The sequence below is a fragment of the Niveispirillum sp. KHB5.9 genome, from assembly GCF_048066115.1.
In the GTDB taxonomy this organism is placed as follows: Bacteria; Pseudomonadota; Alphaproteobacteria; order Azospirillales; family Azospirillaceae; genus Niveispirillum.
The window spans coordinates 1-16,817 of the sequence record NZ_JBLTYX010000011.1; the positions used below are offsets into that span (position 1 = coordinate 1).

The following is a 16,817-nucleotide window of genomic DNA, read 5'->3' on the forward strand; positions in this document are numbered from 1 at the left end:
GGTTTAGCCCAGCAGCGCGGTGATTTCTTCCAACGCCGCTTCCACATCGACCAGCGCGCCTGCCGGCGGCAACGGCTTGGCCAGCCGGGCCGTCGCCGCATCGGTCAGCGGTTTCACGGCCGCCGCGATCGGCGTCCATTCATCGACATCGCCATGGCTGGACAGCACGATATCCACGCCCGCCCCCTGCACGGCGGCGGCGCGTTCGGCCAGGGTTCCCCCCAGGCTTTCCATATAGATGCAGTCGGAGATCAGGACGCCGTCGAAGCCGATGCGCTCGCGGATGATCTTGCGCACGGCATCCTTGGAAATGGTAGCCGGGTTCTCCGCATCCACGCCCGTATAGACGACATGGGCGACCATGGCCCAAGGGGCCGTGCGGTTCAGGCGGGCGAAGGGCAGGAAATCCGTGCGATCCAGCTCGCCCAGGTCCGTGTCCACGAAGGGCCGGTCCTTGTGGCTGTCCACCAGGGCGCGGCCATGGCCGGGAATATGCTTGATGATCGGCGTGACGCCGACGGACGCCATGCCATCCATGAAGGCACGGGCCAGCACCGTCACCGTCTCCGGATCGGTCCCGAAGGCACGCTCGCCGATCACCGGGTCGGCACCCGCCACCGGCACGTCGGCCAGCGGCGCGCAATCGACCGTCACGCCATGCTGGCGCAGCAGGCTGCCGATGGCGGCCCCGTTCAGGCGGGTGGCGCGCAATCCGGCCAGCGCATCCTTGGCATAGAGTCGGCCGAAGGCGGCGGGGGCGGGGAAGGCGGGCCAGACCGGCGGTTCCATGCGCTGATGCTCGCCACCTTCGAAATCGATCAGGATGGGGGCGTCGGCGCGGCCCACGGCGTTGCGGAAATCATCGCACAGGCGGCGCACCTGGTCCGGGGTCTCGCAATTGCGCTTGAACAGGATCAGGCCCAGCGGGTTGGCATCGCGGTAGAAGGCCTTCTGGTCGGCGTTCAGGACCGGATCGGGGGCGCCGAAAATGACGGCCAGCGGCCGCGACGAAGCGGGGGAAGCCATGATGCCTGCCTTGCATATTGTCCTGGGGAGCGGCCCGGCCGGCGACTGTTGCGCGAATGCCCGGCCCGCGCGCAAAGCCTTGATCCGCCCCGCCGATCCGATCAAGCCCTCCTTGCCGGATCAACGATATTGACGGTATGGTGACGTGCATGTGCGGGGGATGTCATCGATTGTCCCTGGTGAACACACCAAAACCATGGAACAGCACAAGGCGCGCAAAAGACGCCAGGGGGCATGCAAGGTGGGATTGTCCAGACCCGATGTAAAGGCGGCCCTGAAACTTGGCGGACCCCTTGTCGCTGTGCTGGTGGCGGCGCTGTTTTTCATGGCGCTGGCGATTGATGACAAGGTCGATATTCAGATCGCCAATGCCAACCGCACCGTTGAACGCGAGTTGGGTACCCTGGTCCAGAATGCCCGCAGCCAAAGCTCGGCCTTCGCTTCCACCAGTTTCATCGGCTATTCGGTGGGCCGCTATTATGGCTTCGCGTCGGCCTTCCAGCAGATTTCGCCTGATCCGGAGCGCGCGGCCTCCATCCTGCGCGCCGCATATCCGCCGGGCGACGCGGCCCCGGCCGACATCCCCGCCGCCCTGACCGCCTATGCCGCCGTGCATGACCGGTTCCATGCCAGTTTCCGCGACCTGCTGGCCTCCACCGTTTTCGACGACCTCTATCTGATCGACCGGTTCGGGCGCGTCGTCTATTCCTTGCGCAAGGATGCCGCCTTCGGTGCCGACCTTGCGTCGGCCCGCCAGCGGGACTCAGCCCTGGGCGGCCTGTTCCGCGAGGTGATGGGGCGTATTCCCCAGGCGCAGAGCCCTGAGCAGGTGATGGTACTGACCCAGCCGCTACCGCTGGACCAGGGCCATGGCATGCTGCTGGGCCGGCCCGTGGTCCGTCATGGCACGGTGGAAGGGGTGGTGGCTTTCCGCCTGCCCATCGCCGCGGTGCAGGAGCGGCTGGCCCGCATCACCCAGGACGGGATCGGTTTCGCCCTGCTGGACCCCGCGGGCAACATGGTGACCAGCGCGCCGGCCGCGGACCGGCTGAAAGGCTGGGCCCGGCAGGATGCCAGCATGCTGGCGGATGGCGGATGGCGCTACATGGTGCTGTCCGATGGCGGCGTGCTGGCGGGTGGCCTCTCTTATATGAAGTGGCTGCTGCTGCTGGCCGGTGCCGGCGCCATCGCCCTGTTCCTGCGCGCCTTCCGTGATCCGGTACCCGTCCCGGAGCCGGCCACCCTGCCCATCGGCCCCTCGGCGCCGCTGGATGTGGCCCCGCCGCTGCTGGTGCCTGTGCCGACCCCCGAACGGGCCGAACCGGCCCCCGCCATACCGGCACCGGTTCCGGTGGCGGAGGAGGCGGAGCATCATGAACAGGCCGAAGAGGGCGACCATGCCGCCGCCCTGGATGCCGATGAAGGGTACCGCCGCTGCATCGTCGATGTGATGACCCTGGCCCTGGATTATTGGCAGAAGGCCAAGCGCAAGGGCAAGATCGAGCTGGCGGAGGAAAGCGGCCTGTGGCGCGTCTATATGGACCGTTCCTCGCTGCAGACCCGCACGCTGGACAAGTATCTGCTGGTGGAGACGCTGCCCCGCAACCCGCGCTGGCGCGATGTGGTGCGCACGGCCGAATATGTGCTGCGCCATTGCGGTGAGCCGCCGGCCGAGCGTGAGGCGCTGGCGGCGGCTCTGGGCCGGATGAAACAGCATCTGCGCCAGGTGGAACGGGTCTGACCATCATCATGTCCAGGGAGCAACCAAGCATGTCCCGCCCGCCGGTTTCCAGGCTGCTCTATCCCGGCGACCCCTATGAAGGGTTCGACCATCAGGCCTATCCCATGGACATCCAGGGATGGGGTGAGGAAAACCCGATATTCCAGCACCTTATGGTCACCAACCGGCCCAGGACCATCATCGAGGTCGGGACCTGGAAGGGGCGTTCCGCCATCACGATGGCGCTGATCATGCGAAATCTCGGTATCGAGGGCGAGGTTGTGTGCGTCGACACGTTCCTGGGCTCGGTCGAACAATGGACGGACCCGGATTGCTATAAATCGCTGAATCACAGGCATGGATATCCGACGCTCTACTATCAGTTCCTGGCCAATGTCTGCCATACGGGAATGCAGAACTACATCACGCCCTTCCCGATCAGCAGCGATGCCGCCGCCCAATATCTGACCCAGAAGAACATCCAGGCCGATCTGGTCTATGTCGATGCCGGACACAGCTATCGGGAAGCGCTGAACGACATACAGCAATATTGGCCGCTGGTGCGTCCCGGCGGTGTGCTGCTGGGTGATGATTTCGTGGCGCCGGAGGTTCTGCGGGCCGTGGCCGATTTCGCCAACGCCAACGCCGTGACGGTCCAGTGCTACAAGGAAAAATACTTCTTCACGAAGGGGTGAGGCGTGTGACGGGTTGCCGCCAATCGCCATCCATGGGCGCGACTCCAATAGAAGCAATGTAATGTTACAGTTCCAATCGAGAATCAGAAACAAAATTCCGTATTTTTCCGTCATTTTCGGCGTTCTGCCGGAACCGACCTTTCGGAAATCCCGCATTCCGCTTTCCTGAAGCCCACCAGCCGGGACCAACCCGACACGTTCGGGGCACCCGCAACGGAGATCCGTGCCAGCGACCTATCGCGAAGGCACGAGGCGAACAGGGCTTACTGAGGAGGCACAGGTCATGCAGTTCAAAAAGATGCTCATGCGCGGCACCGCCAGCGCGATCGCCATGATGGCCATCGCCGCGACGGCCCATGCGCAGGGCGCGCCGGCAGCCGGCAGCAGCGGTGGCGAGATCGAAGAGATCGTGGTCACCGGCATCCGCGCCAGCCTGGTGCAGTCGCTGAACACCAAGCGCAATGCCGACGCCATCGTCGATGCCATCTCGGCCGAGGATATCGGCAAGTTCCCCGACAAGAATGTCGCGGAATCGCTGTCTCATCTGCCGGGCGTGCAGGTCGACCGTGATTTCGGCGAAGGCGAGCGCGTGGCCATCCGCGGCACCGACCCGGCGCTGAACCGCACCCTGCTGAACGGCCAGACCGTGGCCTCGACCGACTGGTTCATCCTGGATGCGCCCGGCCGCACCTTCAACTATGCCATGCTGGCGCCGGAAGTGGTCGGCCAGCTGGAGGTCTACAAGTCGCCGGAAGCCCGCATCGACGAAGGCTCCATCGGCGGCACCGTCATCCTGCATACGCGCCGTCCGCTGGATCTCGATCCGCTGACGCTGAACGCCTCGCTGGAATATGCCTATAACGACCGGTCGGAAAAGGGCTCGCCCAACGCGTCGGGCCTGTTCTCCTGGTCCAATGACAGCTCCACCTTCGGCGTCCTGGCCTCGGTCACGCACCAGGAACAGGATATCCGTCGCGACGGGTTCGAGAGCCTGGGCTATCCCACGGTGACCCTGCCGGGCGGCGGCACGGCCATCATGCCCAACGTCATCAACTCCGCCCTGTTCGAGCAGAAGCGCGAGCGCACCGGCGGCACGCTCGCCATCCAGGCCAAGCCCAGCGACAACCTGGAAATCAACGCCACGGGCCTCTACGTCAAGGGCACCTACGACAACCTCAACCAGAGCCGCTACTACTTCAACAATTTCCGGGGCACGCCGAACAACGCCGTGGTCAAGGACGGGGTGGTGGTTTCCGGCTCCTACACCAATGCCGGAACGCCGACGGCGGGCCTGATGCTGCTGGACGCCATCGCGCGTGAAAGCACCATCGAGACCTATGCCACCGACCTGAAGGTCGATTATACGGGCGACGCCTTCAAGGCCAGCTTCCAGGGCGGCTATACCAAGTCCACCGGCGGTACCAAGCAGCAATATTTCGGCGAGTTCGAACAGCTGGTCGGCTACAGCTTTGACATTTCCGGCAATAACGGCCTGGCGTCGGTCACGCCCGAAAAGTCGCCAACCAGCGCCCAGGGTATCGGGCTTGGCTTCGCGCCCTACGTTGAGCAGCCGACCTCAGACGAGGAGACCTATGCCCAGGCCGATGTCACTCGCGACGTGGATTTGGGATTGCTGAACGCCATCCGCTTCGGCGTCAAGTACCGCAAGCATGAGACCACGCAGGACTCCCAGCGCCGTAACGCCAAGACCGCGTCCGACCCGTTCGCGAACTTCGCCGGCGGAGAGACGCCGGACGGCTACATGAGCGGTCTGAATGTCAACGACGCCTTGAAGAACTGGGTTGTCGTTGACAGGGACAAGTTGAAGAAATTCTTCACGGACCGCCCGGACAACCAGTTCAATTCGCTGACGATCTATGACTTCCTGCCCAGCATTTTCGCTGTCGAAGAGGAAATCTGGTCCGGCTATACGCAGGCCAATTTTGAGGGCGACGGCTTCCGGGGCAATGTCGGCTTGCGCTATGTGCACACAGACCAGACAAGCAGGGGGCCGCGCGACCTTCTGGGCGGGGTCATCGGCGACGGGTTCACGCCGCCGCCCGGCGATCCGCCTGCGCCGCCGCGTCAGATCGTGAATGTTGCCTTGGACAAGTCCTATGACGATTTCCTGCCCAGCCTCAACCTGGCTTTCGACGTGAATGAGAAGAGCATTCTGCGGTTCTCCGCGTCGCGTGTTATGGCCCGCGCCAACTACGCTGACCTGTCGACCTTCCTGGAGGTCAATAATACATTGCATACGGCTAATGGCGGCAATCCGGACCTGGACCCGTACCGCGCCAACAGCTTCGATGCTTCGTTTGAGTATTATCTCGACAAGGTGTCGCTGGTGTCGGCCACGCTGTTCTACAAGGATATCGGTTCCTACATCTATCGTGCGACCAGCACGGAGATGCTGATCAACACCGATACCAACCCGCTGACCAACCCGGGTGGCACCACCATCCCGCAGGCCTTCGAGGTCAGCCGTCCGCGCAATGGCGGGTCGGCGGAGATCAAGGGCTTCGAACTGGCCTATCGCGGCGACATCTACGAGAATTTCGGTATCGAAGCCTCGTACACCTTTGCCGACAGCGAGACGGCCGATGCCTCCGTGGCCCTGCCCTTCAGCTCCAAGCATTCCTTCACGCTGACGCCGTACTATGAAGACGACATGTTCAGCGCGCGGGTGACCTACTCCTACCGGTCCAAGTATTTCCGCGAGGTCAACCGTGCGACCTCGGTGATCAATGACGGCTACAACCAGCTTGATGCGTCGCTGACCGTGAACGTGACGGAGCAGATCGCGCTGACGGCCCAGGCCCAGAACCTGCTGGACGAGACGCAGTATCAGTATGTCGGCAACCGGAACGTCCCGTTCGCCGCCTACAAGAACGGCCGCCGCTTCTTCGGTGGCGTCCGCTTCTCCTACTGAGTGTGAGTTTCGGGAGGCACCAGGGTTCGGCGCCTTCCGGTTCCTCTTCTTGATCGAGGCATCTCCCCGACTGTCCGGCCATCCGCAAGGGTGGCCGGCTTTTTTGGTTCCGGGTGGCAAGGTCCGGGCGGATCAGATTTCCGTCTTCAGCGCATCGAATGTTTCGTGCAGCAGTTCTGCGATGGGGCGCTGCCCATTCTCCCGGTTCAGGGCCTCGAAGGCCAGACGCATGGCGCCGATGGCCATCATGGCGACAAGCCGCAGGGCGGTTTCGCGTTCCGGCGCCGGCCACAATTCGCGCAGGGCGGCGAACAGCACCTTTTCATGCTGGATATAGCTGGCCTGCTTGCGGGCCTGGACCACCTCGCTCGACCGCATGATGCGGTCGATGGCCAGCATCTCCTCGGCCGGATACGGCGCACAGACCTTGATTACGGCGTCGCGGACGGCGTCCAGCGGGCGCTGGTCGCGGGGCGCCTCCAACAGATGGGTGACGATCATCTCGCCCATGCCGCTCTGCAGGGACAGCAGGATCTCGTCCTTGGATTTGAAATAATAGAAGAAGGTCCGGCGGGAGATGCCCGCTTCAGCCGCGATCTCGTCAAGGGTCGTGGCCTCGTATCCCTTCTCGATGAACAGGCACATGCCCGCATCGGTGATGCGCCGCAGGGTCTCGCGACGCTTGCGCTCACGCACGCCTTCGCCGGCTGTGACGTTATCGCTGACGCTGGTCATGGAATGGCCCTTGAAAAATTACACTCAGTGCGATATTTATTTTACACCAAGTGCGATTTTTGGGAAAGACATCAGCATGACGAAATGGACCGTGGCGGACATTCCCGCCCAGAAGGGTCGGGTGGCCGTGGTTACCGGCACGGGCGGGTTGGGGTTTGAAGATGCTTTGGCGCTGGCGCGGGCCGGTGCGAATGTCATCATCGCGGGCCGCAATCCGCAGAAGGGGGCGGCGGCGGTCGCCAAGATCCGTACCGAGGTGCCGGCCGCAACGGTGCAATTTGAACCGCTCGACCTTGCCAGCCTGCGGTCCGTCGCGGAATTCGGCACCCGGTTGCGGGACCGGATGGAAAGGCTGGACCTGTTGATCAACAATGCCGCGGTGATGATGCCGCCCCACCGGCAAGTGTCGGCGGATGGTTTTGAGCTGCAGATGGCGACCAACTATCTGGGCCATTTCGCGCTGACGGCGGCGCTCCTGCCGTTGCTGCGGGCGGGGACGGATGCGCGCGTGATAACGCTGTCCAGCGTCGCGGCCCGGGAGGGGGCGATCGATTTCGGCGATCTGAATGCGCAGCGACGTTACAATCCGATGGCGGTTTACAGCCAGTCGAAGCTCGCCTGCCTGATGTTCGCCCTGGAGCTTCAGCGGCGCAGCGATTCGGGCGGCTGGGGCCTTTCCAGCATCGCCGCGCATCCGGGCATTTCCCGCACCGATCTGCTGCACAATGCCCCCGGCCGCCGCAGTGCCGTCGGTATCGCGCGAAGCCTGCTGTGGTTCCTGTTCCAGCCGGCGGCGCAGGGGGCCCTGCCCACGCTGTTCGCGGCAACCGCACCGCAGGCCAGGGGCGGCGCCTATTACGGGCCGGACCGGTTCAGCGAAACCAGGGGATATCCGGCCGAAGCCAGGATACCGCCGCAGGCATTGGACGCTGTGGCCACGAACCGCCTGTGGACATTATCGGAGGAAATGACGGGCACGCCCCTGTGAGGTCGGGTCCGTCATCGGCGACAGGGATCATAGAATGCAGAAATACATCATCCACGCGGCCTTCGGCTGGCTGACCCTCAGCGGCGTCTTGCATTTCATCATCGATGTGGCGGCGCAGTATGTGCGGGGAAAGCGGGTCCCCGGTGCGGAGACGACCCTGTATTACGGACTGAATTCCGCCTTCGCCCTGGGGCAGGTGGTGTTCGGGGTTCTGGGCCTCTATGTGGCCTGGCGCGCCCTGGACCTGATCAGCGGGATGCCGGCCCTGGTCCTGTCGGCGGTCGCGGGCGCCGGATGGCTGGCGCTTGCCTTTTTCTTCATGGAGTACCGGGAACCCAGGCTGGCGGTCGGCATCTACTGCCTGCTCATCATCGCCGCCATCGCCACAAGCACGCGGTGAGATGGGGCCGGGATGCATGATTTGCACCCGGCCCCGCCTGCACCTGATCAGTGCGACCCGCCCTCCAGATAGGCGGCCCGCACTTCCGGATTGGCCAGCAGTTCCTGGCCCGCCCCTTCCATCACCACCTGCCCCTGGGCCAGAACATAGGCGCGGTGGGCCAGTTTCAGGGCGTGGTAGGCGTTCTGCTCGACCAGCAGGATGGTCATGCCGCGCGTCTTGTTCAGGTCGGCGATGACATCGAAGATACGGCGGATGATCAGGGGCGCCAGACCCAGTGACGGCTCGTCCAGCAGCAGCAAGCGCGGCCGGCTCATCAACGCGCGGGAGATGGCCAGCATCTGCTGCTCCCCGCCCGACAGGGTGCCCGCCCGCTGGTCCCGGCGCTTGGCCAGGATGGGGAACAGGTCCAGGCACCAGGCGGCGTCCTCCTCGAAATGCGCTGGATTGCCCAGCGTGGCGCCCAGCTGCAAATTCTCAAACACCGTCATGCGCGGAAAAATCCGCCGGCCCTCCGGCACCTGCGCGATGCCCAGCTTCGCCGTCTCGTGCGGGGGCAGGTCGTTGATGATCTGCCCATCGAACGTGATGGTGCCGGATGCGGGCTTGGGCTGGCCGCAGATGGTCATCAGCAGGGTGGATTTGCCGGCCCCGTTGGCGCCGATCAGGGTGACGATCTCGCCCTGTTCAACCCGCACATCGACGCCGCGCAGCGCCTCGATGGGGCCGTAATTGGTGCGGACCCCAGTCAGTTGCAGCAGGCTCATGCCCGGTCTCCTTCGCCAGCGGCGATGTCCTGGGCCACGACGGGCGGCAACTCCTCCTCGTCCGGTTCGCCCAGATAGGCCTTGATCACGCGCTCGTCGTTGCGGATCTGCTCGGGCGTGCCCTCGGCGATCTTGCGGCCATATTCGACCACATGGATGCGGTCGGAAATGCCCATCACCAGACCCATATCATGCTCGATCAGCAGGATACCGATGCCGAACTGCTCCCGGATGCCGCGCAGCAGGTCGCCCAACGCCCCCGTCTCTTTCGGGTTCAGGCCGGCAGCGGGTTCGTCCAGGCAGAGCAGCAGCGGGTTGGTGTTCATGGCCCGCGCAATCTCGACCCGGCGCTGCACGCCGTAGGACAGGTTGCCCGCCTCCTCATCCGCCACCGCGGTCAGGTCAAGGCGTTCGATCCAGAAACGGGCCCGGTCGATGGCTTCCCGTTCCGCCGCGCGCCAGCCCTTCAGGCCGATCAGGCCGGCGATGCCCAAAGCCGACTTCTTCATCAGCCCCACATGCTGGGCGACCAGCAGGTTTTCCAGCACGGTCATGCGCGGGAAAAGGCGGATATTCTGGAAGGTGCGCACCACGCCATGGCGCGACACCTGATAGCCGGCCAGGGTCTGCAGGGATACCGGCGCCTCGCCGGGCCGGTTCAGGGTCAACTCACCTGCCGTCGGCTTGTAGAAGCCGGTGAGGCAGTTGAAGATCGTGGTCTTGCCGGCCCCATTGGGGCCGATCAGGGCGGTGATCTTGTTGGTTTCGGCCGTCAGGTTGACGCCATCGACGGCCACCAGGCCGCCGAAACGCATGGTCAGGCCGGTGACGGACAGCAAAGGCGCGCTCATGCCGCTTCTCCCTTCTGGCTGGAGAGGCGGATGGTGGGCACACGCTGCGACAGCAGCCCACCCGGCCGCCAGACCATGATGGCGATCATGGCGATGCCGAACACGATCATGCGGAAATCGGCGAACTCACGGCCCACTTCCGGCAACAGCACAATGAACAAAGCCGCGATGACCACGCCGATCTGGCTGCCCATGCCGCCCAGCACGACGATGGCCAGGATCAGGGCGCTTTCGATGAAGCCGAAGCTTTCGGGCGACACGAAGCCCTGGCGGGCGGCGAAGAAACAGCCGGCGAACCCGCCCAGCATGCCGCCCACGGCATAGGCCGACACCTTGGATGCCGTCGGATTGATGCCCAGCGACCGGCAGGCGATCTCATCCTCGCGCAGTGCTTCCCAGGCCCGGCCGACCGGCAGGGCGCGCAGACGGTTGATCACCCAGGCGGCGACCAGCACCAGCACCAGCGCGATGAAATAGAGGAAGATCAGCCGGTGTTCGCCGGAGAACGTGATGCCCGTGACCTCATGGAACGAGGTCAGGCCTTCCGGCGGTTTGCGGTCAAAGGACAGGCCGAACAGGGTGGGGCGGGGAATGCCGGAAATGCCGGCCGGCCCACCGGTGAAACCCTGCCAGTTCAGAATGACGATGCGGGTGATCTCGCCAAAGCCCAGGGTGACGATGGCCAGGTAATCGCCGCGCAGGCGCAGGATGGGCAGTGACAGCAGCACGCCGAACAGGGCCGCGATCAAACCCGACAGTGGCAGGCAGACCCAGAAATTCAGGCCCAGGCTGGTGGACAGGATGGCGAAGCTGTAGGCGCCGATGGCGTAGAACGCCACGAAACCCAGATCCAGCAGACCGGCCAAGCCCACCGTGACGTTCAACCCCATGCCCAGCAGCACATAGATCAGCACCGTGGTGCCGACATCCATGATGTAGCGGTCGGAAAAGGGCATGAAGGGCAGGGTGACGGCGAACAGCACGATGCCGATGGTGAAGCCCTTGGTCAGCCTGGCCGTCAGGGCATCGTCACGCTTCGGCTTGGTGCCGGCAGCCAGTTTAGGCTTCCTGGCGCGGCGGGTGGCCAGCGCCTCACGCGCCAGCGTCAGCAGAAAACTGCCGACCAGTACGATCAGGCCGGACCAGAAGACCCATTCCCAACGTGTATGGACGACCAGACCCTGGTCGGTGGAGATGGTGTGCAGGCCGATGAACGGCACGGCCAGCACCATGGCAACCAGGGCGGCGATGACGCTGCCCTTGATGTGGTTTTGGATGGGCGTCGCCATGGCTCACACCTTCTCGATATCGGGGCGGCCCAGCAGGCCCGTGGGCCGGAAGACCAGCACCAGGATCAGCACGGAGAAGGACGCGACATCCTTGTAGGCGCCCGACACGTAACCGGTGAAGAACGCCTCGATCAGGCCGATCAGCAGACCGCCCAGCATGGCGCCCGGCAGGCTGCCGATACCGCCCAGCACGGCGGCGGTGAAGGCCTTCATCCCGGCCAGGAAGCCGATATAGAAGTCGATGACACCGTAATACATGGTGACCAGCACGCCGGCCACGGCGGCCAATGCCGCGCCCATGACGAAGGTCAGGCTGATGGTGCGGTCGACATTGATGCCCAGCAGGCCGGCCATGGTCCGGTCCTGCTCGCACGCCCGCTGTGCCCGGCCCAGGGCCGTGCGGTTGATCAGCTGGGTGAATCCCACCATCAGCGCCAGGGTCAGCAGAATGATGAAAAGCTGGATGTAGGAGACATTGACGGCGAACCCGTCACCCTGCCACAGCGTCACGCCGCCATTCATGACCGGCGCCAGCGGCTTGGGCCGGGCACCCTGTGTCTGCATGACGTAGTTCTGCAACAGGATCGACATGCCGATGGCGCTGATCAGCGGCGCCAGCTTGGGCGCCCCGCGCAAGGGGCGGTAGGCGACCCGTTCCACCGTCCATCCATAGGCGGCGGTAAACGCAATCGCCATCACCAGCACCAGCAGCAGTGCCAGCGGCACCGATGTGACACCGGCCGCCGCCAATATGGAGAAGGTGGTGACCGCCACGAAGGCGCCAATCATGTAAATCTCGCCATGGGCGAAATTGATCATGCGGATGATGCCGTACACCATCGTATATCCGATGGCGATCAACCCATAAATGGCCCCCAACGCAAGGCCATTGATGAGGTATTGGAGAAACGTCCCCAGCGCTGACGCGTCCATGTGCCCCCAGTCCGAATTGGCCGGCCGCCCCCATTTTTGTTGCGGGAGCTTTTACCGGCGAAGGTGCGCCACCGTAACGGATGGGGGCGGGGGGCAGCAAGCCCGCAAAACCCTGCACGGAGGCCGGCGACTGCCGGCCCGCGACCACGTGGTCGCGTGAGCCAAGCCCGCGGATGCGGGCGCCCGGCGCCTGAGGGAACATGAAGCGGCATTGGATCGGCTACGATCAAATGCCGCTCTCATTATCCTTTTGCCGCCAAGGCTTCCTCATGCACGCGCAGGTGCAGCAAGGCCAGGTCCAGCAGCGGGGTCGACAGGCCGTGCGCCCGGGCCCGCGCCGCCATGTCGCCCAGGATATGTTCGGCCTCCGTCCGTCCGCCGCGTGCCACGTCGCGGGCCATGGAGGCGTTGACGCTGCTGGCATTGTCGGTCAGCTGCCCGCCATATTCCGCCAACAGGCTGGCGCGCGGAGCATAGCCTTCCGCCCCGGCCACGGCGGCGCATTCGGTGAACAGGGCGCGCATGAATTCCGTGCCCCCCGGCTGGCGGTTGATGCCCCCGATCGTGCCGCGCATCAGGCAGGTGCTGCCGGCCAGGCTGGCCAGGAAGAAGAACTTCTCCCACAAGTCCAGCATGATGTTGTCGGAGCGGTGCCAGTCCACCATTGTCGGGCGGAAGGCCTCGGCCAGCGCGTCCACCATCGCGTTCTGCCCGTCATGGCGGGCGCCGAACACCAGCTTGTGGATGGTCGACAGGTGGCGGACCACGCCCTGTTCGTCCAGGGTGATGGGGATATGGCACAGCCCGCCCATCACCCGTTCGGCCCCGAAGGCCGCGTCCAGACGTTCATAATGGCGCACGCCGTTCAGAAGCGGCATCAGGATGCTGTCGGGTCCCATGGCGGGCGCCACGCTGTCGATGGCATTGTCCAGGTCCCAGGCCTTGCAGGCCATGATCACCAGATCATAGGGCTTGCGCGGCTTGGTCACGGTCTGGGCGGGGATGCGGATATTGCCATGCGGGCTTTCCACCCGCAGCCAGTTCTCCATCAGCTGCGCCTGGCGGCGGGGGCGCACCAGGAAGGTGACGTTGGCCCCCCCTTCCATCAACCGGCCGCCGAAATAACCGCCGACGCCGCCGGCCCCCAGGAACAAGATGCGCATCGTCCATACTCCCGTCGATTCGACTGTAAATCCCGTGAAATCAGCACCAAGGCCGGGGTTTGCCCGTTTTTTCGGCACGGGCGAATAATGCCGGACTTCCCTTGGCTGTGCAGAGACCTACACTTCTGAACTCTTTCAAGCTAAAGGGATTGTCATATCCAATCGCATAAAGGCAGACTATCTTTCGAGAAGTGCGGGGACCCGTGGCAATGGCCCGTCCCGGCGCACGGATGGGGTATCCGGGGCAGGGCGGCGGGGCCCGGCCAGGGATGTTTGGGCGCAAGGTGTGGATGAAAGCGACGTTACCGCCTGAACAGGCCGAGACGGACATCCTGCCGGACAGCGGGACCACGGAGACGGCTGCGGTGGCGCGCGTGCCGCTGCGCAAGCGCCTGTCGTTCAAGCAGGCGCGCAACACGGCGCTGGTCACCCTGATGCTGGGCATGGTCCTGTCCACGGCCCAGATCACCATCGACCTTCTGGACATGGAGCGGCAATCCGACCAGCTGGTCCGCCAGGTCCTGTCGATCATGCGCGAGGCGGCGGCGGAGAGCGCCTATTCCTTCGACCAGGCTTTGGCCGACCGCGTCGTCACCGGCCTGTTTGAATACAAGCCCATCTACCGCGCCGTCATCCTGGAGGATTTCGGCAACCAGCTGGCCGCGCGCGAGCGTCCGCAGGCCGAAGGGCAGCTGAAATGGCTGGCGGAGATGCTGCTGCCGGTGGAGAAGACCTTCTCCATCCCGCTGGTCATCGAACGCCACAACCAGAATGTCGGCGAACTGCGGGTCTCCATCGACCGGTTCCTGATCGCCCAGGAATTCTTCCGCCGCTCGGGCGTGGTGCTGTCCACGGGTATCATCTGGACGGTGGCGCTGGCCCTGATCCTGGTGGTGATGTTCTATTCCACCCTGACCAAGCCATTCCTGCGCATGTCGTCGGTGATCGCGGAGATCAATCCGCGGCACCCGGCCGACAAGCTGCTGTCCGTGCCCAAGCGGCATGAGGATGACGAGTTGGGCCTGCTGGCCCGGACCATCAACGAGGTGCTGGTCCAGTTCGACCATTCGCTGGTGGAACGCGTGCGCGCCGAACAAGCCTTGCGGGAACGTGAGACGCGCCTGTCCGGCATCATGGACAATGTCGCCGACGGCATCATCACGCTGGACGAGGATCTGCGGATCGAGACAATGAACCAGGCGGCCGAGGACCTGTTCGGCTATGCCGACGGGGAAGCGGTGGGCCAGCCGTTTGTCACCTTGATCGAGGAGCGGGACTGGACGCGCGTGGCCGTGGCCCTGATGGCCTGCCTGCGCCGGTCGGAGGAGGAGCAGCGCCCCGACAACCGCGCCGAAATCCAGGGTCGCCGCCGCAACAACGAAGTGTTCGCCATGGCCTTCGGCGTCAGCCAGATGCGCCTGGGCGATCGGCGCACCGCCATCTGCGTTGTGCAGGACATCACCCAGCGCAAGCGCGGCGAACAGGCGCTGCGCGAGAGCGAGGAGCGGCTGAAACTGGCCGTGCGCGCCACCCGGTCCGGCGTGTTCGACAATTCCTATACGAAGGGCACCTATTGGTGGTCGCCCGAATTCATCGAGATGCTGGGGTACGACGCGGTCGACGCGATGTATGCCAACAAGCTGTTCGACGGCCTGCTGCATCCCGACGACAAGGACATGGCCCAGAACCAGATCGAGCGCTATCTGAATGGCGAAGTGGGCGATTACCTGTCGCTCTACCGCCTGCGCCACCGCGATGGGTCCTGGGTGTGGATCGAGGCGCGTGGCCAGGCCATCCGCGACGATAGCGGCCGGCCCCTGCGCTTCACCGGCACCATGACCGACGTCTCGGACCGCAAGCGGTTCGAGGAACAGCTGATGTATGTCAGCACCCATGATCCGCTGACCGGTCTGCCCAACCGCACCCTGGTGCAGGACCGGCTGCAGCACGCGCTGGCCCATGCCGGGCGCAAGGGCACGGCGGTGGCCGTGCTGCTGCTGGATATCGACCGGTTCAAGCTGGTCAATGACAGCCTGGGCCATCAGGCGGGTGACAAGCTGCTGCGGGCATTGGCCCAGCGGCTCAGCTCCTGCGTGCGTGCCGCCGACACGGTGGGGCGCCTGGGTGCCGACGAATTCCTCATCGTGGCGGAGGATCTGCCCGATCCGCAGATGGCGGCCCGCGTGGCGGAGACCATCCTGGTCTCCCTGTCGCGCCCCTTCGGCATCGACGGGCAGCAGCTGTTCGTCACCACCTCCATCGGTATCGCCCTGTTCCCCGGCGACGGGGCGGATTTCCATGCGCTGATGCGCGATGCCGACACGGCCATGCACAATGCCAAGGCGTCGGGCGGCAATGGCTACCGCTTCTTCACGCCGGAGATGAATGAGGCGGCGGTGGCCCGCCTGTCGCTGGAACATTCGCTGCGCGAGGCGCTGGAGCTGGGGCAGTTCTTCCTGCATTACCAGCCCAAGATCGCCATGGGCAGCATGCAGGCCGTGGGTGTGGAGGCGCTGATCCGCTGGCAGCACCCGGAGATCGGCATGATCCCGCCGGGCAAGTTCATTCCGGTGGCGGAAGAAACCGGGCTGATCGTGCCGCTGGGCGAATGGGTGATGCGCGCCGCCCTGGCCCAGATCCAGGATTGGCGCAAGCGCGGCTTCGCCCCCATCCCCGTGGCGGTCAACGTGTCGGTCCGTCAGATCGCCACGCCGATGTTCGGTGAACGCGTCTTCTCGCTCTGCCAGGAATATGGCGTGCCGCCGGAATTGCTGGAGATCGAGATCACCGAGACAGCGATGATGTCCAACCTGGCCTATATCGCCGATACGCTGAACGAGATCCGCGATCGTGGCATCCGAATCGCCATCGACGATTTCGGCACCGGCTATTCCTCGCTCTCCTATCTGCGCCGCCTGCCCATCACCACCCTGAAGGTGGATCGTTCCTTCGTGAACGAGGCGCCGACCAATGCCGATACCGGCGCCATCGCCGCCACCATCATCGCCATGGGCCGCCAATTGGGCCTGAAGGTGGTGGCCGAGGGGATCGAGACGGAAGAGCAGCTGGAATTCCTGCGCCTGCACCATTGCGACGAATTGCAGGGCTTCTTCTTCTCCCGTCCGCTGCCCCCGGGCGACCTGGAGACCCGATTCCTGCAACCGGATGGTGTGCTTGAAGTCGCAGGTTGACGTAAACGTCACAAGGGGTTGAGGGGCATTTTCGTCATTCGCAAGTGCAAAATTTCCCGTATGGCGGGAGCGTTGCCTTAAAAACGGGCGTTTGACCGCCTTGCCTCAAATCCGTTCAAGCCATTGG

General features: G+C 64.5%; 13 protein-coding genes. 6 read left to right on the forward strand and 7 right to left on the reverse strand.

The genetic code is table 11. The features are described 5' to 3' along the window. Nucleotides 1-3: 3 nt before the first annotated feature. A complete protein-coding gene (locus ACM9HJ_RS17800; RefSeq protein ID WP_416573106.1) occupies nucleotides 4-1,026 on the reverse strand; it encodes a glycoside hydrolase family 3 N-terminal domain-containing protein in 1,023 nt (340 codons plus the stop codon). 247 nt (nucleotides 1,027-1,273) lie between these two features. Between ACM9HJ_RS17800 and ACM9HJ_RS17805 the strand changes: the two genes are divergently transcribed. From ACM9HJ_RS17805 to ACM9HJ_RS17815, 3 genes are all read left to right on the forward strand, one after another. Beyond that, nucleotides 1,274-2,767 (forward strand): hypothetical protein, encoded by a 1,494-nt coding sequence (locus ACM9HJ_RS17805; RefSeq protein ID WP_416573107.1) that lies wholly within the window; start codon nucleotides 1,274-1,276, stop codon nucleotides 2,765-2,767. Between the two features lie 29 nt (nucleotides 2,768-2,796). Next, nucleotides 2,797-3,441 carry a class I SAM-dependent methyltransferase gene (locus ACM9HJ_RS17810; RefSeq protein WP_416573108.1) on the forward strand — a complete coding sequence of 215 codons (645 nt, stop codon included), beginning with the start codon at nucleotides 2,797-2,799 and terminating at the stop codon, nucleotides 3,439-3,441. 283 nt (nucleotides 3,442-3,724) lie between these two features. After that, a complete protein-coding gene (locus tag ACM9HJ_RS17815; protein ID WP_416573109.1) occupies nucleotides 3,725-6,373 on the forward strand; it encodes a TonB-dependent receptor in 2,649 nt (882 codons plus the stop codon). 132 nt (nucleotides 6,374-6,505) lie between these two features. On the opposite strand, the gene ACM9HJ_RS17820 is transcribed toward ACM9HJ_RS17815, so the two are convergent. Then, nucleotides 6,506-7,108, reverse strand: coding sequence for a TetR/AcrR family transcriptional regulator (locus tag ACM9HJ_RS17820; RefSeq protein ID WP_416573110.1), 603 nt, complete (start codon nucleotides 7,106-7,108; stop codon nucleotides 6,506-6,508). Between the two features lie 76 nt (nucleotides 7,109-7,184). Here ACM9HJ_RS17820 and ACM9HJ_RS17825 point away from each other — a divergent pair, with 76 nt between their 5' ends. Continuing rightward, a complete protein-coding gene (locus ACM9HJ_RS17825) occupies nucleotides 7,185-8,096 on the forward strand; it encodes an SDR family oxidoreductase (protein WP_416573111.1) in 912 nt (303 codons plus the stop codon). 34 nt (nucleotides 8,097-8,130) lie between these two features. Beyond that, nucleotides 8,131-8,496: a hypothetical protein gene (locus ACM9HJ_RS17830; protein ID WP_416573112.1), complete on the forward strand. Its 366-nt coding sequence runs from the start codon at nucleotides 8,131-8,133 to the stop codon at nucleotides 8,494-8,496. A 47-nt stretch (nucleotides 8,497-8,543) separates the two neighbouring features. On the opposite strand, the gene ACM9HJ_RS17835 is transcribed toward ACM9HJ_RS17830, so the two are convergent. From ACM9HJ_RS17835 to ACM9HJ_RS17855, 5 genes are all read right to left on the reverse strand, one after another. After that, on the reverse strand, nucleotides 8,544-9,257 hold the full coding sequence (locus tag ACM9HJ_RS17835) for an ABC transporter ATP-binding protein (RefSeq protein ID WP_416573281.1): 714 nt from the start codon (nucleotides 9,255-9,257) through the stop codon (nucleotides 8,544-8,546). Nucleotides 9,258-9,259: 2 nt separating this feature from the next. Further along, the gene (gene livG / locus ACM9HJ_RS17840; protein ID WP_416573113.1) at nucleotides 9,260-10,114 is read right to left on the reverse strand and encodes a high-affinity branched-chain amino acid ABC transporter ATP-binding protein LivG; all 855 of its coding nucleotides are present in this window, start codon (nucleotides 10,112-10,114) and stop codon (nucleotides 9,260-9,262) included. After that, entirely contained in the window at nucleotides 10,111-11,403 is a 1,293-nt protein-coding gene (gene livM, locus ACM9HJ_RS17845; protein WP_416573114.1) for a high-affinity branched-chain amino acid ABC transporter permease LivM, read from the reverse strand. Before livM ends, livG begins: the two co-directional genes overlap by 4 nt. Before the next feature lie 3 nt (nucleotides 11,404-11,406). After that, nucleotides 11,407-12,336 (reverse strand): ABC transporter permease subunit, encoded by a 930-nt coding sequence (locus ACM9HJ_RS17850; protein ID WP_416573115.1) that lies wholly within the window; start codon nucleotides 12,334-12,336, stop codon nucleotides 11,407-11,409. 242 nt (nucleotides 12,337-12,578) lie between these two features. Beyond that, complete coding sequence (locus ACM9HJ_RS17855) at nucleotides 12,579-13,499, reverse strand: ketopantoate reductase family protein (protein WP_416573116.1); 921 nt, start codon at nucleotides 13,497-13,499, stop codon at nucleotides 12,579-12,581. 290 nt (nucleotides 13,500-13,789) lie between these two features. Here ACM9HJ_RS17855 and ACM9HJ_RS17860 point away from each other — a divergent pair, with 290 nt between their 5' ends. Next, a complete protein-coding gene (locus ACM9HJ_RS17860; RefSeq protein ID WP_416573117.1) occupies nucleotides 13,790-16,690 on the forward strand; it encodes an EAL domain-containing protein in 2,901 nt (966 codons plus the stop codon). The last annotated feature ends 127 nt before the right edge of the window (nucleotides 16,691-16,817 follow it).

What these genes read in the sequence shown, in the direction of transcription:
- ACM9HJ_RS17800 (WP_416573106.1), bottom strand. Translation starts at nt 1,026, where the DNA reads ATGGCTTCCCCCGCTTCGTCGCGGCCGCTGGCCGTCATTTTCGGCGCC.
- ACM9HJ_RS17810 (WP_416573108.1), top strand. Translation starts at nt 2,797, where the DNA reads ATGTCCCGCCCGCCGGTTTCCAGGCTGCTCTATCCCGGCGACCCCTAT.
- ACM9HJ_RS17815 (WP_416573109.1), top strand. Translation starts at nt 3,725, where the DNA reads ATGCAGTTCAAAAAGATGCTCATGCGCGGCACCGCCAGCGCGATCGCC.
- ACM9HJ_RS17820 (WP_416573110.1), bottom strand. Translation starts at nt 7,108, where the DNA reads ATGACCAGCGTCAGCGATAACGTCACAGCCGGCGAAGGCGTGCGTGAG.
- ACM9HJ_RS17825 (WP_416573111.1), top strand. Translation starts at nt 7,185, where the DNA reads ATGACGAAATGGACCGTGGCGGACATTCCCGCCCAGAAGGGTCGGGTG.
- ACM9HJ_RS17830 (WP_416573112.1), top strand. Translation starts at nt 8,131, where the DNA reads ATGCAGAAATACATCATCCACGCGGCCTTCGGCTGGCTGACCCTCAGC.
- livG (WP_416573113.1), bottom strand. Translation starts at nt 10,114, where the DNA reads ATGAGCGCGCCTTTGCTGTCCGTCACCGGCCTGACCATGCGTTTCGGC.
- livM (WP_416573114.1), bottom strand. Translation starts at nt 11,403, where the DNA reads ATGGCGACGCCCATCCAAAACCACATCAAGGGCAGCGTCATCGCCGCC.
- ACM9HJ_RS17850 (WP_416573115.1), bottom strand. Translation starts at nt 12,336, where the DNA reads ATGGACGCGTCAGCGCTGGGGACGTTTCTCCAATACCTCATCAATGGC.
- ACM9HJ_RS17855 (WP_416573116.1), bottom strand. Translation starts at nt 13,499, where the DNA reads ATGCGCATCTTGTTCCTGGGGGCCGGCGGCGTCGGCGGTTATTTCGGC.
- ACM9HJ_RS17860 (WP_416573117.1), top strand. Translation starts at nt 13,790, where the DNA reads ATGAAAGCGACGTTACCGCCTGAACAGGCCGAGACGGACATCCTGCCG.